At 74.0% G+C, this 20,247-nt stretch carries 14 protein-coding genes; 5 read left to right on the top strand and 9 right to left on the bottom strand.

Annotation, left to right across the window (positions count from 1 at the left end; translation table 11 throughout):
• Positions 1 to 49: 49 nt before the first annotated feature.
• From putP to VT52_RS01995, 6 genes are all read right to left on the bottom strand, one after another.
• Positions 50 to 3,625: a sodium/proline symporter PutP gene (gene putP, locus VT52_RS02020; RefSeq protein WP_046416895.1), complete on the bottom strand. Its 3,576-nt coding sequence runs from the start codon at positions 3,623 to 3,625 to the stop codon at positions 50 to 52.
• Positions 3,626 to 3,798: 173 nt separating this feature from the next.
• Positions 3,799 to 6,285 (bottom strand): SpoIIE family protein phosphatase, encoded by a 2,487-nt coding sequence (locus VT52_RS02015; RefSeq protein WP_167377648.1) that lies wholly within the window; start codon positions 6,283 to 6,285, stop codon positions 3,799 to 3,801.
• Between the two features lie 168 nt (positions 6,286 to 6,453).
• Positions 6,454 to 8,037 (bottom strand): FAD-dependent oxidoreductase, encoded by a 1,584-nt coding sequence (locus VT52_RS02010; protein WP_046416893.1) that lies wholly within the window; start codon positions 8,035 to 8,037, stop codon positions 6,454 to 6,456.
• Entirely contained in the window at positions 8,034 to 8,765 is a 732-nt protein-coding gene (locus VT52_RS02005) for a class I SAM-dependent DNA methyltransferase (RefSeq protein ID WP_046416892.1), read from the bottom strand. Before VT52_RS02005 ends, VT52_RS02010 begins: the two co-directional genes overlap by 4 nt.
• Before the next feature lie 78 nt (positions 8,766 to 8,843).
• Positions 8,844 to 10,037: a lycopene cyclase family protein gene (locus tag VT52_RS02000; RefSeq protein WP_046416890.1), complete on the bottom strand. Its 1,194-nt coding sequence runs from the start codon at positions 10,035 to 10,037 to the stop codon at positions 8,844 to 8,846.
• A 140-nt stretch (positions 10,038 to 10,177) separates the two neighbouring features.
• Positions 10,178 to 10,765 (bottom strand): RNA polymerase sigma factor, encoded by a 588-nt coding sequence (locus VT52_RS01995; protein ID WP_046416889.1) that lies wholly within the window; start codon positions 10,763 to 10,765, stop codon positions 10,178 to 10,180.
• Between the two features lie 358 nt (positions 10,766 to 11,123).
• Between VT52_RS01995 and VT52_RS01990 the strand changes: the two genes are divergently transcribed.
• Genes VT52_RS01990 through VT52_RS01975 form a run of 4 tightly spaced genes read left to right on the top strand, consistent with a single transcriptional unit; the run spans position 11,124 to position 16,037 of the window.
• Positions 11,124 to 12,461, top strand: coding sequence for a polyprenyl synthetase family protein (locus tag VT52_RS01990; protein ID WP_240509624.1), 1,338 nt, complete (start codon positions 11,124 to 11,126; stop codon positions 12,459 to 12,461).
• Positions 12,458 to 14,008: a phytoene desaturase family protein gene (crtI, locus tag VT52_RS01985; protein ID WP_046416886.1), complete on the top strand. Its 1,551-nt coding sequence runs from the start codon at positions 12,458 to 12,460 to the stop codon at positions 14,006 to 14,008. The genes VT52_RS01990 and crtI overlap by 4 nt, the downstream gene beginning before the upstream one ends.
• Complete coding sequence (locus VT52_RS01980) at positions 14,005 to 15,027, top strand: phytoene/squalene synthase family protein (RefSeq protein WP_046416885.1); 1,023 nt, start codon at positions 14,005 to 14,007, stop codon at positions 15,025 to 15,027. The genes crtI and VT52_RS01980 overlap by 4 nt, the downstream gene beginning before the upstream one ends.
• Positions 15,024 to 16,037: a Rieske (2Fe-2S) protein gene (locus tag VT52_RS01975; protein ID WP_046416884.1), complete on the top strand. Its 1,014-nt coding sequence runs from the start codon at positions 15,024 to 15,026 to the stop codon at positions 16,035 to 16,037. Before VT52_RS01980 ends, VT52_RS01975 begins: the two co-directional genes overlap by 4 nt.
• A 63-nt stretch (positions 16,038 to 16,100) precedes the next feature.
• Here VT52_RS01975 and VT52_RS01970 read toward each other — a convergent pair whose 3' ends face one another.
• The 3 genes from VT52_RS01970 to VT52_RS01960 form a co-directional block, all read right to left on the bottom strand.
• Positions 16,101 to 16,544 (bottom strand): DUF2071 domain-containing protein, encoded by a 444-nt coding sequence (locus VT52_RS01970; protein WP_053055408.1) that lies wholly within the window; start codon positions 16,542 to 16,544, stop codon positions 16,101 to 16,103.
• A 228-nt stretch (positions 16,545 to 16,772) separates the two neighbouring features.
• Positions 16,773 to 17,351 carry a DUF4383 domain-containing protein gene (locus VT52_RS01965; RefSeq protein WP_046416882.1) on the bottom strand — a complete coding sequence of 193 codons (579 nt, stop codon included), beginning with the start codon at positions 17,349 to 17,351 and terminating at the stop codon, positions 16,773 to 16,775.
• A gap of 150 nt (positions 17,352 to 17,501) precedes the next feature.
• Positions 17,502 to 18,971 (bottom strand): extracellular catalytic domain type 1 short-chain-length polyhydroxyalkanoate depolymerase, encoded by a 1,470-nt coding sequence (locus tag VT52_RS01960; protein ID WP_046416880.1) that lies wholly within the window; start codon positions 18,969 to 18,971, stop codon positions 17,502 to 17,504.
• Positions 18,972 to 19,429: 458 nt separating this feature from the next.
• Here VT52_RS01960 and VT52_RS01955 point away from each other — a divergent pair, with 458 nt between their 5' ends.
• Entirely contained in the window at positions 19,430 to 20,239 is an 810-nt protein-coding gene (locus VT52_RS01955; protein ID WP_046416879.1) for a 3-hydroxybutyrate dehydrogenase, read from the top strand.
• The last annotated feature ends 8 nt before the right edge of the window (positions 20,240 to 20,247 follow it).

The following is a 20,247-nucleotide window of genomic DNA, read 5'->3' as shown; positions in this document are numbered from 1 at the left end:
TATGGCTAGTGCCGCAACAGGCGACGGGCGAACGTCGCCTGCCGCGGCACTAGTCGGCCGCGATGACCTGCTCGGTCCAGATGATCTTGCCGTTCTTCGTGTACCGAGTGCCCCACCGGAGAGCCATCTGGGCGACGATGAGCAGGCCCCGTCCCCCCTCGTCGGTGGTTCGCGCGTGGCGCAGGCGGGGCGAGGTGCTGCTGGCGTCGGAGACTTCGCAGATCAGGCCGCGGTCCCGGATGAGGCGCAGGCAGACCGGTCCGGTCGCGTGGCGGATGGCGTTGGTCACCAGTTCGCTGACGATGAGTTCCGTGGTGAACGTCAGATCGGGGATGCCCCACTCCGTCAGCTTCCGGGTCGCGAGGTCGCGGGCGTGCGCGACGGCGGCCGGGTCGGTGGGGAGGTCCCAGGAGGCGACGCGGTCCGGGGGCAGGACACGGGTACGGGCGAGGAGCAGGGCCGCGTCGTCGGCGGGCGGGCCCGTCAGCAGGCTGTCGATCACTCGCTGGCCGGTCTCGCCCAGGGTGGGCAGGGGTGCCGCGAGGGCATCGCCCAGCCGGGAGAGCCCGACGTCGATGTCCCGGTCGACGGACTCGATGAGGCCGTCGGTGTAGAGGGCGATGAGGCTGCCGTCCGCCAGCTCGGTCTCGATGGACTCGAAGGGGAGGTAGCCGAGGCCGAGCGGGGGTCCGGCGGGCAGGTCCAGGATGTCGGCGGCGCCGTCGGGAGCGACGATCATCGGGGGGAGGTGACCGGCTCGGGCCATGGTGCACAGCCTGCTGACCGGGTCGTAGACGGCGTACAGGCAGGTGGCGCCCAGGAAGGCGGTGCCCGTCGCCTCGCCCTCGGCGGCCGGCGGGGTATCGATGTCGTGCGCCCCCATGAGGCCGATGACCAGGTCGTCGAGATGGGCCAGCAGTTCGTCCGGGGAGAGGTCGAGGTTGGCGAGCGTGCGTACCGCGACGCGCAGCCGCCCCATGGTCGCCGCCGCGTTGATGCCGTGCCCGGCCACGTCCCCGACGACCAGGGCGACCCGTGCTCCGGAGAGCGGGATCACGTCGAACCAGTCGCCGCCCACCCCGCTGGGGGCGTCCGCCGGCAGGTACCACGAGGCCACGGCCAGGGCGGAGCCTCCCGTCAGGTCCTGCGGCAACAGGTAGCGCTGCATGGAACGGGCCGCCGTGCGCTCACGGGTGAAACGGCGTGCGTTGTCGATGCACACCGCCGCCCGGGATACGAGTTCCTCCGCGAGGCGGACGTCGTCGTCCTCGAAGGGGCCCAGCCGGCGTGCCCGTGCGAACGTCGCCGCCCCCAGGGTGACGCCGCGCGCCCGCACGGGGACCACCATGACCGAGCGGAGGTCGTAGTCGAGGAACGAGGCGCCCAGCGTCTCGTCGACGGTCACCCACGGGCTGTTGGTCCGGTCCAGGACCCGTTCGACCAGGGTCCTGCTCTCCAGCAGGCAGCGGGTCACGGGCGAGGCGGGCGCGCGCCGGACCGTCTCCCCCACGGCCAGGGACGCCTCGGGGCAGCCCTCGCGGACCGACTGCTGGGCCGCTCGGCGGATGATGGGCACCATGCCGACCGGCCCGGGTGCCGGTTCCTCGCCCCTCATGACCGAGTCCAGCAGGTCGACGGCGACGAAGTCGGCGACGGCCGGCACCGCGTCGTCGGCGAGTTCCTGGGCGGTCCGCGTCACGTCCAGGGTGCTGCCGATGCGCGCGGCGGCGTCGTTGAGCAGGGCCAGGCGCTCCTGGGCCCGCCAGCGTTCGGTGACGTCGATGATCATGTACCAGATGCCGACGTTCCGGTCGTGGCGGTCCTTCATCGCGAAGAAGGAGACGGAGATCGCGCGGCTTCCGTCCTGCACCGTGTAGCCCGCACCGCGGTACTCGTAGTCCATCACCGGCGCGCCGGTCCGGAGGACCTCGTGCATCTTCTCCTCGAAGGCGTCCGCCTCGGCCTGCGGCAGGATCTCCGCCATCCGTCGCCCCAGCCGTCGTCCGAGGGGGATCTGGCGGTCCAGTGGCTCGTTCACCCAGACGTACCGCAGATCCGTGTCGAGGACGGCGATGCCGACCGGCGCGTGGCTGAGGAAGGGGGTGAGCATCAGTCGGCTCACCCCGCCGCCCGGCATCCGCCAGAAGGCCCGTTTCGGGGGGCGGCCGACGAACCTGCCGAAGACCAGGGCCGCGGCCGTGGCGACCAGGACGCCCGGGATCATCTCGTAGACGCCCGACCAGAAGGGGCCGTGCAGCGGTCTGACCACACGCCACAGGAGCACCGTGGTCGCGCCGGACACGATCCCGGCCATGGCCCCCGCCCAGGTCATGCGGGGCCAGTAGAGCGACAGCAGGACGACCGGCCCGAAGGCGGCGCCGAAGCCCGCCCAGGCGTAGCCCACGATGCCCAGCAGCCCGCCGCCCCTGAGCGCGATCAGGGAGGCCACCAGTGTCACGGTGACGACGGCGGCGCGCCCGACCCACACCAGCGTCCGGTCCGAGGCCTGCCGCTTGAGGAACGCGTGGTAGAAGTCCTCGGTGAGGGCGATGGACGACACGAGGAGCTGGCTGTCCGCGGTCGAGATGATCGCGGCGAGCACCGCGATCAGCAGCACACCGGCGCCCCACGGGCTGAACAGCGTCCGGCTCAGAGCGATGTACACCGTCTGCGGGTCGTGCAGCGGTGTGCCGAACCGCGCGATGCCCAGCAGACCGACGAGCGTGGCGCCGGCCAGCACCACGATCACCCACCCGGTCTCGATACGGCGGGCCGCGGGCACGGCGCCGGTGCTGCGGATGCCCATGAAGCGGGCCAGGATGTGCGGCTGTCCGAAGTAGCCGAGGCCCCAGGAGAGCAACGAGATGATCGCGACGACGCCGAGCGGTCCGCCGCTTCCCGACCAGTGCCCGTTCACGAAGTCGACCTTGGCCCCCATGTCCAGCAGGCTGGGCGTCTTCGCGTCGAGGGAGTCACGGAGCGTACCGAAGCCGCCGAGCGTCGCGATACCCACGACGGGGAGCACGAGCAGGGCGAGGAACATCAGCGTGGCCTGCATGACGTGTGTCAGGCTCACGGCCAGAAAGCCGCCCAGGCACGAGTAGACGACGATCACCAGGGCGGTCAGGGCCACCCCGAGCCTGAACCCGGCACCGAAGATGTGCCCGAAGAGCAGCCCGCCGGCCACCAGTCCACTGGCCACGTACACGGTGAAGAACACGAGGGTCACCGCCGCCGAGACCATCCGGAGCATCCGTGTGCGGTCCTCGAACCGCTCCTCCAGGTAGGACGACAGGCTCACCGCGTTCCCGGCGCGTTCGGTGTAGGTGCGCAGCCTCGGTGCCACGAACAACCAGTTGAGGTACGTACCGAGCACCAGGCCGACCGCGATCCAGCTGCCACCGAGACCGGCCGCGTACACCGCTCCGGGGAAGGCGAGGAACAGCCAGCCGGACATGTCGCTGGCTCCCGCGGACAGCGCGGCGACGAGCGCGTGGAGTCTGCGGCCGCCCAGAGCGAAGTCGGCGAACGTGCGCGTACGGCGGTAGGCCCAGACGCCTGTTCCGATCATGACGGCCACGTACACGAGGAACGTGGCCACGATCGGCGCACTCAAGTCGGACATACTGCCTCACCTGCGAGGTTCATGAGCACGGGCCTGCAACCGCACGACCGACAGTGATCCCTACTGCACAAATGTACAGATTACGGTCGTCCACGGCGGCCGGTGACGCCCGCGCCGGTGCCCGCACGGGCACTGCGTGACGCAGGGGCCGAGGAGGATCTCCGCCGGGGCGATCAGGCACGGGCATCCCCTTCCTTCGGCAGGGGCAGTCCGATCAGGAGCAGTGTCACGTCGTCGTCGTGGGCGGCCGGGTCCGGCAGGAGGGTCTTGATCAGCAGGTCGGCGGTCTGGTCGAGGCTCCTCTGATCCGCGGATACTCCTTTCAGCGCCGAGTCCAGCGTGCGGGCGAGGGTGTCGATCTGGGCCTCGATGTCGGTGCCGGGCCGTTCGACCAGTCCGTCGGTGTAGAGGGCCAAGGTGGAGCCCGGTGGTACCGGCCCGGTCGCCTGGCGGAACGGCACCACCGCTCCGCACGGATCGTTGACGCCCAGCGGGACCCCGACCGGCGCCCGGAGCGTTCGGGCGGGCCCTTCGGGGGGCAGGGCGATGACCGGGAGGTGTCCCGCCGAGCAGACGGTGACCTCATGGGTGCTCTGGTCCACCACCAGGTAGACGCAGGTCACGAGCTGGTCCGCCAGGTCGGCCACGAACGCGTCCAGCCCGGTCATCAGCCGGCTCGGCGCCACGTCCGTGCGGGCCAGCGCGTGGGAGGCCGCCCGCATCTGGCCCATGACGGCCGCCGCCTCCAGGCCGCGGCCCATCACGTCACCCACGACGACGCCGGTGCGGTGAGCGTCCAGCGGGATGATGTCGAACCAGTCGCCGCCCACTCCCGGGTCCTTGACGGACGCGAGGTACCGGTGGGCCGCGGGCAGGTGGGGCAGGGCGGAGGGCTCGCCCATGAGGCTGTGCTGCAGGGTGTAGGCGATACGCCGGTGCTCCTCGTAGCGCTCGGCGCGCTCGGCCTCGACGCTTCTGCGTTCGGTGATGTCCCGCACGGTCAGGAACACCTGCGTCTCCTCCTCCGCGTGGAGGTCGCTCACGCTCACCTCCACGGGGAACTCGCCGCCGTCGCCGCGCAGCCCGTACAGTCCCCGGTCAAGGACGATCGGCTTGCGGTCCGCCTGCCGCAGGTAGGCACGCAGGAGTGCGCTGTGCGCGCGGCGCCGCGGGGCGGGCACCAGGTCGACGACCGGGGTGCCGACGAGGTCGGCCGGCGAACGTCCGAACAGCTTCCGCACCTGCGCGTTGGCCATGAGGATGACGCCCCGGCCGTCCGTGATCAGCAGGGCGTCGGGAGCCGATTCCAGCAGCGCGAGGAAGCGCCGGTTGGTCCGCCGGACCTCGCGCTGGGCCGCGACCCGGTCGGTGATGTCGGTGGTCACCCCGCACACGGCGTACGGCGTGCCGGAAGCGGTCTTGAGCGGGAAGAGGCTGGTGAGGAAGTCCCGCGGTCCGCCGGGCAGGACGATCAGCTCCTCGCGCTGCGTGGGAGCGCCCTCGGCGAGCATGGCGAGTTCGGCGGCGCGCGTCTGATGCGCGAGGCCGGGCGGCAGGACGTCCCGGTCACGCCGGCCCAGTACCCGTTCGCGGGACAGGCCGAGGATGTTCTCGAAGGTCGTGTTGACGGCCAGGAAGCGGCCGTCCAGGTCCTTGATGAACACCACGGCGGGCGTGTGGTCCATGAACGCCTGCACCAGTTCGTTCTGCCGCACCTGCCACTCGGCGCGCGCGTGCGCCAGCTCGACACGGCGGCCCACGACCAGTGTCGCGAAGATGACCGTGGTGAACACGGCCACGTGCCCGCACACCAGCAGCGCGGTACCCAGCCGCCCGCCGAACAGCCTCGCGTCCTCACCGGCCAGTACGAGCCCGCCCAGCAGCGGCGGAACCACCAGGACGGTGGCGAAAAGCCGGCGCCCCAGCGCTCCCGTGGTGCCCGCGTTCATCAGCAGTCCGGCAGGACCGCGTTCCGGCCGGGCGAGGAAGGCGGCGAAGCCCAGCAGCACGAGCGCCATCCCGGTGTTCAGGGCCATCCCCTTGTAGGCACCGAACCGCTCGAGTTCGGGTACGGCGTACGCGAACCCGTAGAGCCGCAGCATGCCCAGGGTGAGGACGGCCAGGCCAGGGACCTGGCTCGTCCACGCGGGCAGCCGGGGCGTGCTCGCGCACAGGGCCGCCGCTCCCCCGGCGATCAGTGCGGCGGCCGTGTTCGACGCCACCCGGCCGGGCAGCTGCGATGCCATCGCGGCGGTGTCGTCCCTGAAGAGGAGCTGATCGATGCCCAGGGACGCCCCGGTCGCGTACTCCACCGCGCTGAATCCGCCGATGAGCAGGGCCAGCGTCCCGGCCGCGCGCGCCACGACGGTCATCCACGGGGTGAGACTGCGGTGAGCCACCGCGAACAGGGAGATACCCAGCGCCAGCAGGCCCAGGGCCGTGTTCGCGTTCATGGCCGCGTCGCCGCCGGGCACCCGTCTGAGGACCTCGATGCCGAAGATCCAGCCGGAGAGGGCCGACGCCCCCAGCACGACAGCCAGCAGTGCGGCGCTCCGGGCCACGACGCGGGCAGCATCCAGGGCGGACTGCTGGTACGGCAAGTCCGCGGCCTGCCCTGCTCCGAGCGCACCTGGCGACTCGGCCGTCTGCTCTTCTGCCACCGAACACTCGCCCATAGGAACAAACAACGAAATATGCTCTTACACCTTAAGTTTTTTGCGCCGCCTGTGCCCTGGTCCGATCGTCCTCGTCGGACCTGGCCGGCCCGGTGCACGGCTCGGCGAGCCCGCCGAGCGGGGCCGCGGCGGTCCGGGCGGGCGGCGCACGGGTCACGCCCCGGCCAAAGCGGCGCCGAGCGAGCCTCGTGGCCGTGCGCCCGCCAGGGCCCGCAGCAGGCGGCTCCGGCCCCGGTCGGGCACGGTCCACAGGGGGTGGCCCCGTACGCCCCAGGACTCCAGGAGGGCGTTGGCGGCCAGGAAGCCGCTGGTGGCGGCGCGTTCCATCAGGGCCACCGGCAGGTCCGTGCGCACCAGGTCGCCCGCGAGCATCAGACCCGCCTGCGGGGTGCGTACGCCGGGGCGGTCGGGGTATCCGCCGACGGGGAACAGGGGGCAGTCCCGGCGCCATTCGTGCCGGGCGTCGAGGATCTTCGCGTCGCGGGTCTCGGGATAGACGCCGTGCAGCCGTGCGATCAGGCCCCGGGCCTCCGTGCCGGGGTCGGCGGTCTCCGGCAGCGCGTAGCCGTGCAGTTCGACCACCGATCCGCCGGTGCGGGCGGACCAGCCGGCCGCCTCCCGCTCCCAGCGCTCCAGGACGCTGACGTTGTCGAGCGAGCCGTATCCGGCGGTGCCAAGGAATCCGGGCCGGTCCGGGGCGACGGGACGGTCCAGCCAGAGGCGGCTGACGAGGAAGGGCGGGGCGGTGCGCAACCGGGCGACGCGCTCGCGCCAGGCGGCGTCGCCGAGGCCGGGCGAGCGGCCGACCAGGGAGCGCAGTCCGGGTGTGTCGAGGGCGAGGACGACGGCGTCGTGGCGGGTCTCCTCCCGGTCGGTGGCGACGACGAAGGCGCCGTCCGCGGTGGGCGAGACGTTCTCGACCGGGGTGGAACCGCGCAGGTCGGCGCCGTGGCGGCGCAGATGGCCGGCGAGCGGTTCCCACAGGGCGGCCGGGAAGGGGTCGTCCGGCACGTCGAAGAGCAGTCCCTCGGCGCTGCCGAGGAAGTAGATGTGGAACATCAGGACCATCTCGGCGGCCGAGAGGCCGCGGGGGTCCGCGAAGAAGCTGCGGGAGAAGACCTCGAAGGCGAGGTGGCGGGCGGCCGCCGGGAAGCCCAGCGAGTCGAGGAAGTCGTGGGCGCTGACGGCGTCCAGGCGGGCGTAGACCTCCGGGACGCGGACGTCCAGCAGCGGGAGGGCCGCCGCGGGTTTCATGCGCACCATGTCGCCCCAGCGGAAGGACGGGCTCCGCGCCACGAAGCCGGCCGCGCTCAGGGGCGGGGTGCGCGGCACCCCGCGGAAGCTGTCCCGCAGTCCGTCGCGGTGCCACAGCGGGTAGTCGGGCAGGCTGGTGAGGCGATCCAGACCGGGGTCGGCGCGGCGCAGCAGGTCGCGCAGGTTGTAGTACTGGCGGAAGAAGGCGTGGAAGCCGCGGCTCATGGTGGCCGTGGAACCGTCGCGCAGGTCGACGCTCCAGCCGCCCACGCGGCCGCCCAGATAGGCCTCGCGTTCGTACAGCGTGACGTCGACGCCGCGTTCGGCGAGGGCGGTGGCGGCGGCGAGGCCGGCGATGCCGCCGCCCACGACGGCGGCGCCGCGGGCCCGGCCGCCGAGCCGGGCGGCGCCGGGGGGCGGGGGCAGGAGGACGGCGCGGCGGTCGCGTCCGGGGCGGGCAGGCTCCGGCGTGCGGGCGCTCATCGTCCGCTCCGGGCGGGCGCCTCGGCGCGGCGGGCGACGACGGTGTGGGTGATGCCGGTCTGCCGGCCGGGCAACGGCAGGGCGCGCACCCGGTCGAATCCCCGGGCACGCACACGCTCGGTGAAGCGGTCGGCCGTGTCGAACTCGACGACACTGCGCCACAGGTGGCGGTAGAGGCCGCCGTCCCCGAGGGCGGAGGCGACGGGCAGCACCAGGCCCCGGCACACGGCCGTCCAGACCGCCCGGTGCGCGGGGTGTCCGCTGAGCGTGTACTCGTGCACGGCGAGCCTCCGGTGCAGGGCGAGCAGGGCGTGCACGGCGCTGAGTACGGCGTCGGGATCGGTGACGTCGCGGAAGAGGCAGGCGGCGAGGACCGCGTCGTAGGGGCCGGTCACACCCGCGTCCGCGAGGGCCTCCGCGGGGGCGCGCACGAACCTGACCCCGCCGCGCCACGGCTTGGCCGTGGCGCGTTCGAGCATGCCGGCCGAGGCGTCGACGGCCGTGATCTCGGCGTCGGGCAGCACCCGGGCGAGTGCGGCGGTGGAGACGCCGGTGCCGCGGCCGAGGTCCAGCACGCGCAGTCCCGTACCGGGGTGCGGCAGGCCGAGCCGGCGGGCCGAGCGGCGCAGCTGTGCGTGGTAGCCGGGGGTGGCGGCCACCAGCGTGTCGTAGCTGTGCGCCGCATGGTCGAACGCGGTGGACAGGTCCGCGTCACGCAGCAGGGTCACGCTGCCTCCTGGGTCTGGGCGTCGGGGTGCCGGCGGTCCGCCGGGCCGTCGGGGCTGTCGGGAAACGCGCACGGGCGGTCAGGGGCCGGGGAAGGGGCGCCGGGTGAGCAGGGGCAGTTCCGCGGCGGCCCGCAGCATGGGCAGGACAGGGGTGCGCAGACCGATGGCGACGTCCTCGTGCAGCCGGGTTCCGCCGTCCAGGAAGCGCAGGAGCCTGCTCATGGGGACCCTCGTGAACAGCCGCGAGAAGAAGTCCGCGCCGTCCACCAGACCGCTGTCCAGGGCGTGCAGCAGGACGCCGTCCATGGCGCGGGAGCGTGCCGGGTGGGGCAGCGGGGGCACGGGCCGCCGGCCTCGGCGCAGGGCCGCGGCGACGGCGGCGGTCTGGCGTTGTACGCCGGCGAAGGTGTAGCCGGTCGAGGGCCGGGTGGCTCCGCCGGCCGCGCCGATACGGAAGACGGACTCGCCGGTCTGCCGCGCGAACCTGGCGTCGGTCATCGGGATGACGCCGGTCTCGGTGCCGGTCACCTCGACGTCCTCCAGCCCGAGCACGGCCTCGGTGTAGTGGCCGAGCGCCGTGTCGTAGGCGTCCGGGGACAGGACCGCCGGGGAGAACTCCGTGTACTCGACCAGGGCCTGGTGCGGGCCGGTGGGCAGGACGTAGCCGAAGGAGAGGCCCCGGGCGGGCTGGGGGGTGCGGAAGTCCATGAACTCCACGCGGTCCGGGTCGAAGGCCGGGCTGCCGGTGCGCACGAACCAGCCGCGGAAGTGCTGGAGCAGGGTCGTGCGCGCGGCGGGCAGGCTGTCCAGCGGCCGGGAGTCGAACACCCAGCGGGCCTGCACGAATCCGGGGTTCCCCGCGGCCGTACGGGTGTGGATCCGGGCGCCGCGCGGCAGTTGCTCGACGCTCTCGACCGTCCTCTCCAGGCGTCGTACCCGGTCGCCGCGGGCGAGGTCGTGGTCGACCAGGGACTCGAAGTCGTCGGAGCGGATCATCTTGTAGCGCAGGGGTGAGATGTCGTGCTCGCCCGGCTCACCCGTGGGCCGGTGCACGCGCAGCCGGTGCCAGGAGCGGGTGACCGCGGCGTCGTAGCGTCCTCGGCCCGCCTCCCAGAAGCACCAGGTTCGCCTCGGCGGTCGCAGTGGTCCGGGCGGGGCGTCCAGCAGGACGACGGACGGGCCCCGGGCGCCGGGGGCGGGGCACGAGAGACGGTGGGCCAGGGACAGTCCGGCCGCCCCGGCTCCGATGATGGCGACGTCCGCCTCGTGCACGACCGGTCTCTCCCCTCGCACCGTCTTCGGACCCTGCGTCAGCGTTCCGGTCTCCGTACCCGTACGGATGCGGATCCTCACCCGCGGCCCGTGGAGGTCTCGCCGTTCGGCTCATGGATTGCCTCGTTCGCGCGTCGTGCTCACGCGGCGCACCCGACGAGGCCGTCGTCACGGAGCCGGCCGGCCAGGCGGTGCAGGCCGCGGCGGGCGTGGCTCTTGACCGTGCCCAGGGGCCAGCCGGTGAGTTCGGCGATCTGGGTCTGGGTGAGGTCGTCGTAGAAGGCGAGGTTGAGCACCCGGCGCTGGGGTGCCGGGAGCTGCGACATCTCGTCGGCGAGCAGGACGCGGTCGATCGCGGACTCCGGAAGGACGGCCTCGTCGGTGGCCCTCAGCAGCAGTTGGGCGCCGGCGGCGGCGACCAGTTCGGTGCGCCGGGTGCGGGCCGCGAGCGCGTCCGCGATCTTGCGGCGGGCGATGCCCGTGAGCCAGCCGGGCAGGGTGCCGCGGTCCGGGGCGAACCCGGCGCGGCCGCGCCACGCGGCGAGGAAGACCAACTGGGTGATGTCCTCGGCCTCCCTCGCGTCCCCCAGCGAACGCCTGGCGAGGGTGTACACGAGCGGGCCCCAGCGCCGGTGGACGGCCGCGAGGCAGCTCTCGTCACCGCTGAGGAATCCTTCCACGAGCACGCTCTCGTCGATGTCGGTGCCGGTTTGCCGTGCGGTCGTCATGGTTACTCCTCCGCTGTGCCCCGCGGTCGCCGGGAGCGACCGTGCACCTCCACCGTGCGAATCCGACGCAGGACGGACAACTCGCATCGTCTCTGCATCGAATTGCCGGACAGGGTCGCGGCGACCGGGGCGCACCAGGTCCCACCAGGTCCTCGGGCAGGGCGGAGGAGGAGATCGACGGTTCCGGGTGCCGAGCGGCGCGAGCGGCCACGGCGGCGGGACGCGCGGGGAGCGGGACGCGGCAGCGCGCCGGACGGAATGCGCGCCTCCCCCGCACTTTCCGCCCCGCACCGCATCCGTCCCCGCACTCCGCGACGAAGCGCTCACGACGACGCAAGCTCTGATCACGAGGATCTCGATGAGGCGAACCGGCATGGGCTCCACCGTGACGAAGGATCACCGCGCGGACCGGCGTCCGCGCGAGCATCCGGCCGCCGAGGGCGCCTCCGCTCCGGCGCCCCGGCCCGCCGGAGGACAGGACGGCGGCCGGGGCGGGCATCCGTGCGACGCACCGCCGCCGGCGCTCACGGCGTACGGCGACGACCCGGGTGCCGTGGACGCGGACGTGACCGGAGCCGTGCGCGCGGTGCTCGGCGAGCTGCTGGCCCGCGACATGGCCGCGGCCAGGGCCGTGGACCCGCTGTTCGCCGAGGACGTGGCGGCGCGCGTCGCCCGGTTCACGCAGGGCGGCGGCAAGTTCGGCCGCTCCCGCCTCCTGTGGTGGGCGCTGCGCGCCTGCGGGGGCGGCGAGCCCTGGCGGACCGGGGCGGCACTGCGGCTCGGCGCCGCCCTGGAGCTGATCCAGACCTGTGCTCTGGTCCACGACGACGTGATGGACGGCGCGCGGCTGCGCCGGGGCCGGCCGGCACTGCACGTCGAGGTGGCCGGGCAGTACGCCGGCGCGGGCGACCCGGAGCGGGGCGCGCGGCTCGGGGAGGCCTCGGCGATCCTCGCCGGCGACCTGGCCCTGGCCTGGGCGGACGACATGGTGGCGGACACCGAGCTGCCCCGGGACACCGCACGGCGGGTGCGGGGCCTGTGGCGGGCCATGCGGACGGAGATGGTGGCCGGGCAGTACCTGGACGTGCGGGGCGAGGCCCTCTCGGCGCGTTCCCCGGCCCAGGCGATCCGCGCCGCCTGCCTCAAGAGCGCGCTGTACTCCGTGGAACGCCCGCTCGCGCTGGGGGCGGCCCTGGGGGACGCCGGTCCCGCCGTCACCCGGGCGCTGTGCTCGGCGGGCCGCTGCGTCGGCCTGGCCTTCCAGCTGCGCGACGACCTCCTCGACGCCTTCGGCGACCCGCGCGAGACCGGCAAGCCCGTCGGCGGTGACATCCGCAGCGGCAAGTCCACCTACCTCGCCGCCGTCGCCCAGGCGCGGGCCGAGTCCGCGGGCGACCGCCGGGCCGTTGGCGTGCTGCGCGGCACGCTGGGCCGCGACGACGCCTCGGACGCGGAACTGGACGACGTGCGGGCCGTGTTCGTGGCCACCGGCGCCCGCGACGCCGTGGCGGAGAAGATCCGCGGGCTGACCGCCCAGGGGCTGCGTCACCTGGACACCGCCCCGCTGGAACCGCTCGCGGCGGCGCGGCTGCGGACGCTGCTGCGCCGCGCGGCCGGCGCCCCCGACGGCGCGGCCGGCGAGGCGGTCCCGCTCTCCCTGATCCCGGCGACGAAGGACGAGGGGGCCGGCCGATGACCCGCACCGTGTCCGGGCGCACCGACCATGTCGTGGTCGTCGGCGCCGGGCTGTCCGGCCTGGCGGCCGCCCTGCACCTGCTGGGCGCGGGACGCCGGGTGACCGTGGTCGAGCGCGACACCTCCCCCGGCGGCCGGGCCGGCCGCGTGGAGCGCAACGGCTACCTGATCGACACCGGCCCCACCGTCCTGACGATGCCTCATCTCGCGGACGAGGCGTTCGCCGCCGTGGGCGACAGTCTGCGCGCACGCGTCGACCTCGTACCGCTGCACCCCGCCTACCGGGCCGGGTTCGCCGACGGCAGCACCCTGGACGTCCACACCGGGGCCGAGGCGATGGAGGCGGAGATCGAGCGCTTCGCCGGGGCGCGCGAGGCCGCCGGGTACCGGCGGCTGCGGGCCTGGCTGGAGAGGCTCTACCGGGTGCAGATGCGGCGGTTCATCGACGCCGACTTCGACTCGCCGCTGCAACTCCTGCACCCCGACCTGGCGCGGCTCGCCGCCCTCGGTGGCTTCGGGCGCCTCGACGCGCGCATCGGACGGTTCCTGCACGACGAGCGGCTGCGACGGGTCTTCTCCTTCCAGTCCCTGTACGCGGGCGTGGCGCCGGAACGCGCCCTGGCCGCGTACGGCGTCATCGCGTACATGGACACGGTCGCGGGCGTCTACTTCCCGCGCGGTGGCATGCACGCCCTGCCCCGGGCGATGGCGGACGCCGCCGGGGACGCGGGGGCCGAACTGCGGTTCGGGGAGACGGTGACCCGGCTGGAACGCTCCGGGGAGCGGATCACGGGCGTCGTCACGGACGCCGGCCGGATCGCCTGCGACGCCGTCGTCCTCACCCCCGACCTGCCCGTCACGTACCGGCTGCTGGGCCGCGCCCCCAGACGCGCGATGGGCCTGCGGTTCTCGCCGTCCGCCGTGATCCTGCACGCCGGCACCGACCGCACCTGGCCGGCGCTGGCCCACCACACCATCTCCTTCGGCGCGGCCTGGAAGCGGACCTTCACCGAACTCACCGAGACCGGCGACCTGATGAGCGATCCGTCCCTGCTCATCACCCGCCCGACCGCCACCGACCCCGGTCTCGCCCCGCCCGGACGGCACCTGCACTACATCCTCGCCCCCTGCCCGAACACCGCCATCGGGCCCGGCGCGGCCGACTGGCACGACCTGGCGCCGCGCTACCGCGACCGCCTGCTCGGCGAGCTGGAGCGGCGCGGCCTGGACGGCATCGCCTCCGCCGTCGAGGAGGAGTGCCTGGTCACTCCGGCCGACTGGCAGGCGCAGGGCCACGCGGCCGGCTCACCCTTCTCCGCCGCCCACACCTTCGCGCAGACCGGGCCGTTCCGGCCCCGGAACCTGGTGCGCGGGACGGCCAACGCGGTCCTCGCCGGCTGCGGCACCACCCCCGGCGTGGGGGTGCCGACGGTCCTGCTGTCGGGAAAACTCGCCGCCGCGCGGATCACCGGCGGTACCCGTCCCGCGAGCACCGCGGGCCGACGGCGCGCCGCGGCGCGCACATCCCGGGAACGGAGGCCGGTATGACGGACCGTGAACTCGACGCGGCCGGTGTCACCGATCCGGAGCTGCGGCAGGCGTACACCCACTGCAGACGGCTCAACGCCCGGCACGGCAAGACGTACTTCCTCGCCACCCGTCTGCTGCCGGTGGACCGCCGACCCGCCGTGCACGCGCTGTACGGGTTCGCGCGCTGGGCGGACGACATCGTCGACGCGCTCGACGCCACGACCACCACCGCCGAGCGCGCGCACCGGCTGACGCTGCTCCAGCACGAGCTGGAGAGGGGACTGCGCACGGGCGACAGCGACGAGCCGGTCGTGCGCGCGCTGGCGGACACCGCGCGGCGCCACGACATCGACCACCGGCACTTCGCCGACTTCATGACCGCGATGCGCGCCGACCTCGACATCACGGACTACGCCACGTACGCCGACCTGCGCACCTACACCTACGGATCGGCCGAGGTGATCGGTCTGCAGATGCTGCCGGTGCTCGGCACGGTCGTGCCGCGCGAGGAGGCGGCACCGCACGCGGCGGCCCTCGGCGTGGCGTTCCAGCTGACCAATTTCCTGCGGGACGTGGGCGAGGACCTCGACCGGGGCCGTGTCTACCTGCCCGCCGACCTGCTGGCCGCGCACGGTGTCGACCGGCGGCTGCTGCGCTGGAGCCGGGACACCGGGCGGCCGGACCGCCGCATCACCGCCGCCCTGCGGGAGTTCGAGCGGCTGACACGCGGGGTCTACGGCGAAGCCGCGCCCGGACTGGCCATGCTCGACCGGTCCTCCCGCCCGTGCATCCGCACCGCGTTCGTGCTGTACGGCGGCATCCTGGACGCGGTCGCCGCGGACGGCTACCGCTCGGTGCGGCACCGGGCCGTGGTGCCGAGGCGCCGGCGTGCCGTCGTGGCCCTCGACGGTCTGGTCCGGGTGGGCGCGGCGAGGCTGCGGCACCGGGCCGCCGTTCCCCGGGCGACCGCCCTGCCGCCCCCGGCCACGGACACTCCGCCCTCGCCCCGGACCCGGCCCGCGCGGAGGATCGCATGACGTCCCGGCATCCCGCGGGACGCGCCCGCCTGCCGCTGTCCCTGCGGCGCCGGCCGGTGCGGTGGGAGAGGCAGCGGCCGACCTGGCGGCAGGCCCGCCCCGGCCTGATCGCCGAGGCGCTGGAACGGGCCCAGGCCCGCCCGTCCGGCAACTGGTACGTGGTCGGCGCCGCCCGGGACGTACGCGGCACCCGGCCGCTGTCCGCGACGGTGGCCGGGCAGGAGATCGTGGTGTGGCGCACCGCCGGCGGACGGCTGGCGGCCGGTCCCGGCATCTGCCCGCATCTCGGAGCGCCGCTCGCCGACAGCCCGGTGCGCTGCGGGACCCTCGTCTGCCACTGGCACGGACTGGCCCTGGACGGCGGCCCGTTCGCCGGCTGGGAGCCACTGCCCGTGCACGACGACGGGGTGCTGGTGTGGGTGCGCCTGGACGCGGTGGGCGGCGAACCGCCGGCGCCGGCTCCCGTGGTCCCGCCGCGCCCGCAGCTGTCGCGCTCCGTCGCCGCCGTCTACCGCGGGGTGGGGGTCTGCGAGCCGGAGGACGTGGTGGCGAACCGGCTGGACCCCTGGCACGGGGCCTGGTTCCACCCGTACTCCTTCGTCGACCTGACCGTGGCCGGCACGCCCGGCTCCGAGGGGGCGGGCGAGGACGGGTTCACCGTGGACGTGTCCTTCAGGGTGGCCGGGCGGCTGGTCGTGCCGGTGCGGGCGGTCTTCACGACGCCCGAGCCGCGGACGGTCGTCATGCGCATCACGGAGGGCGAGGGCACCGGCTCGGTGGTCGAGACGCACGCCACCCCGCTCGGACCCGACGACCGGGGCCGGCCTCGCACCGTCGTCGTCGAGGCGGTCGTGGCGTCCTCCGGGCGTCCGGGCTTCGCCGCGGCCCGCTGGGCGGCACCTCTGCTGCGGCGGGTGATGACGGCGGGAGCGGGGCGGCTGTGGCGGGACGATCTGGCGTACGCCGAGCGTCGCTGGCTGTTGCGGTCGACGGGGCGTTTTCCCGGCTGACGCCGTTCGGCCGCCACCCGGCCGGGGGGGCGGCCGGAGATACGGCGGCGGTGCGGCGGCGGGTCAGGCGAAGGGCCTTCCGGAGGCGGCCAGGCGCATGGGCGGCCCGAAGCACACCGGGAGGCCCGGGGCGTACAGGACGCTGACGGGATCTCCCGCCGGCTTCGGCAGTCCGGCCGCCGGGATCAGACCGTCGTCCCAGCCCAGCAGGGTGCAGGTGCGGAAGGTCCAGGCGGGGTGGGCGTCGGGGAGGTAGTACGTCCGGCCGAGGATGCGCTCGTGCAGTCCCCACCGGCGGGTGAGGAACTCCTCCAGCGGGCCCTGGGGCGCGGGCGTGTCCTCCACCTCGATCCACGCCCGTGCCCCGGTGCGGACGCCGCCGCGCCGGGCGGTCGTGTACAGCAGGCGGTTGTCGAACCACCAGGTGCTGATGCGGGACCACTGGTAGGGCAGGGGCGGGGACCGGCCGAATGCCAGGTTCTCCATGCGGAAGAAGACCAGGCCCACGTAGGTGCGCCCCTTGCACAGGTCGGGGACCTCCCGTGGCGACGGTGACCGGTTGCCACGCCCCTGGTCCGGCGGACGGTCGCCCCTCGGACGCGGGGGGCGGGCAGGTCGGGGAGGGGGAGCCGCCGCGGCGGGGGCGGCGCGTGCCCCTGTCCGGTGCGGTGTGCGCCGCCGCGGCCCGGACATGGTTCCGCGCCCTCTCCATACTCGCTCGTACGCGGGCCCGGCTCACCCCGTGTGCGGCGTGTCGGTCACGGCGAGCGGCTGCCGGGGAGCCGGGCCACCGGCCGGGGACAGTTCCCCGCGGCGCTCCCGGCGACGGGCCGCGAGGGACTCCCGGGCCGCCTCACGGGCATGCCGGCGGCGCCAGTACGGGTTGTCGTGCGGCAGCTTGCCCGATACGCGTCCGTACATGCCGAAGGTGAGGACGACCAGCCCCATGACGAAGCTGAACATCACGTTCGCCATGCCGAATCCGAGGAAATTCGACGGCCGGTCGAGGATGAACACGTGCGCGAAACCGCTCAGCAGGAACAGGGTTCCCACCGTCATGTTGAGCGTCGAGGCGAAATTTCCCCCGACGACTCCTCCGGCGACGAGAGCCAGACCCACGAGGACCGAGACGAGGCTCAGTACGCCGTTGGTCGACATTCCCGCGATCCTCCCCCCGTCGGTGCTGAACGGGCTCAGTTCGTCGGCGAATCCGAGGGCACCGAAGACCAGGAGGGTCAGCCCGCAGAAAGCGGCGCCGAACCGGTAGACCGTGGCCAGTCCGTGGTCCACGGGGAGCACGTCGCTCGATCTCATGGCGAATCCTTTCCCGAAACGCGAACACGTCGCGGCAGTCCGCTCGGCGGCCCCGGACACCGGCCACTCACCACACCGTTCGCCGGAAGACCGCCGCACGGTTGCACCCGGGCCGGGAATTCACCCCCGCGCCGATGACGGGGGCTCGGTTCAGCAGCCAAAGTCGGCGAGGACGAAGTAGCCCGCGGAGGTCTCCTTCAGGGTGTGGGTGACGGCGACGTTGTACAGGCCCATGTTCTGGTCGGAGCCGTCGGCGTAGGTGTAGCCGCCGCTCTGGTGGGCGCGTCCGGCCTGTACCTGGTTGTAGTTGTTGTCGGTGTAGCACTTGGGCGCGGAGCCCGTCGTCGTCGCGGTGACCGAGGCGGAGGACGCGCCGGCCGCGCCCGAGGAGTCGACCGCGGCGACGGTGTAGCGGTAGGCGGTGGCGGCGGACAGGCCGGTGTCGGTGTACGCGGTACCCGTCGTGGTGCCGGCCTTCGTGCCGTCGCGGTAGACGTCGTACGACGCGGCGCCGCTGACGGGGTTCCAGGACAGCGAGGCGCCGGTGTCGGTGGTGCCGGTCACCGTCAGGCCGGTCGGCGCGGGCAGCGAACCGGTGCCGCCGCCCTGCCCGGCGCCGCCGTCCAGGCCCCAGAACCTGGCGGTGTAGTAGCTGGAGCAGATGTGGTCGAGGTAGTAGGACCCCGTGCTGCCGCACTGGTCGGCGCCGGAGCCGGGGTCCACGGCGAGGCCGTGGGTCATGCCGGAGACGGAGAACAGGACGACCGCGGGGTCACCGGAGCCGTCGTCGTAGAGGCTCTCGGTGGTGCCCCCGGGCAGGCTCTGGGTGCTGGAGGCGGTCTGGCCGATACCCCAGACGTCGGTCCACTGGTCGCGCAGCTCGGTACCGTTGACGGGGGTGACGGTGGTGTCGGAGGTCCCCTGCCAGACGGCGACCCGCGGCCAGGGCCCCGAGTAACCCGGGTAGGAGTCGCGGACCTTGTCACCCCACTGCTTCGGGGTGAGGTTCTGGCTCCCGTACTGGCAGCCGGAGGCGGCGGTCAGGGTGGTGGCGCACTGCGCGGGGAGGCCGGAGTCCACGGACCCGCCCGCGAACACGTCCGGGTAGTCGGCGAGCAGGTCCGCGGTCATGCCGCCGCCCGCGGACAGGCCGGTGACGAAGACGCGGCCGCGGTCCGAACCGTACTGTGCCGCGGCGGTGTCGACCATCTGGACGATCGAGGCCGCCTCGCCCTCGCCCCGGGTGTCCTTGGTCGAGTCGAACCAGTTGAAGCAGGACAGGCTGTTGTTGGCGGAGCTGGTCTGCGGGTAGACCACGGCGAACCCCCACTGGTCGGCGAACTTCTGCCAGCCGGAGTGCGTGTGGTAGTCGCTCGCCGACTGGCTGCACCCGTGCAGGGCCACGACCAGGGGCGCCCCCGCGGGCAGGTTGGCCGGCGCGTACTCGTACATCGCCAGGTTTCCGGGGTTCGAGCCGAAACCGGTGACCTGCTGGAGGGTGCCGGCAGCCGCCGCGCTCGTGGCGAGCGGGGCGACGGCGGTGAGGCCCGCGGCGAGCAGGCCCAGCACGGCGGCCTGTGCGGTGCGCCGGAGGAATCCGCGCAAGGTGGTGTGTGGCATGGTGCGACTCCGATGGGTGGTGGGGAGGGAAGCGGAGGCGCTGGACGCGGCGCGCCGCCCGGCGGTCCCACCTCGCCCGGCGTGCCCCGCGCCCGTGCCTTCGGCCGGCCGGGCGCGGGCCGGGCCCGCGTCCGGCGCTTCGTCGTACCGGACTGCTGGAAGCGGAACGTACGACCACCGCTCCCGCCGCGCCATGTGAGGGGCAGCCAGGACGGCGGCGCGCGGCGTGGTCGGCGCGCCCATGGTGCCGGCGCGGCCGCTGTGACATACGACGGGCCGCGCGGTCCCGGCGCGGCCGCGCCCGGGTGTGCCGGGCGGGGCCGCGGGCCGGCCGCCCTCGGCGTCGTGCGGCCGCCGTCCGGCCGTCGTCGCATGGTGGCGGCGCCCATCCCCTGGTGCGCAAATGTGTCGGTGATCCACGTGTCTCACCTGGGGCTTCCTACCTACGGTGTTCGACCATGGACAGTGCCAACACGCCCCAGCATCCCGGGACCGGTGCCGCCGCGGCCGGACCGGCCGCCACCCGGTTCCTCGCCGGCCGCAAGGCCCTGGTCACCGGTGCGGCCGGCGGGATCGGCCGGGCCTGCGCGGAGCGCTTCGCCGCGGCCGGTGCCGAGGTCTATGTGGTGGACCGGGCCGCCGAGGCCGCCAAGGAGGTGGCCGGGGCGATCGGCGGCATCGCCGTGGTGGCCGACCTCTCCGAGGCCGAGGCCGTCGACGCGTTGCCGGACGACGCGGACATCGTGGTCAACAACGCGGGTCTGCAACACGTCGCGCCGCTCCACGAGTTCCCCCCGGATCGCTTCACGCTGATCCAGCGGGTCATGGTGGAGGCGCCGTTCCGCATCCTGCGGCGCACCCTGCCCCACATGTACGCGGGGGCGTGGGGCCGGGTGGTCAACATCTCCTCGGTGCACGGCCTGCGGGCCAGCCCCTACAAGTCCGCGTACGTCGCGGCGAAGCACGCCCTGGAGGGGCTGAGCAAGGTGGTCGCCCTGGAGGGCGCCGAGCACGGTGTCACCAGCAACTGCCTCAACCCCGGCTACGTCCGTACCCCCCTGGTGGAGAAGCAGATCGCCGACCAGGCGCGCGCCCACGGCATCCCGGCGGCGGACGTGATGGACCAGGTGTTCCTGGAGCGCACCGCGATCAAGCGGCTGATCGAGCCGGTGGAGGTCGCCGAGGCCGCCCTGTGGCTGTGCACGCGGCACAGCGCCGGTCTGACCGGCAGCTCGATCCCCCTGGACGGCGGCTGGACCGCGCACTGACGCCCCGT

It is taken from the genome of Streptomyces malaysiense (genome assembly GCF_000980885.2).
Lineage (GTDB): Bacteria > Actinomycetota > Actinomycetes > Streptomycetales > Streptomycetaceae > Streptomyces > Streptomyces malaysiense.
Note: the sequence above shows the minus strand (reverse complement) of the source record. Positions and strands in the feature narration are given on the sequence as shown.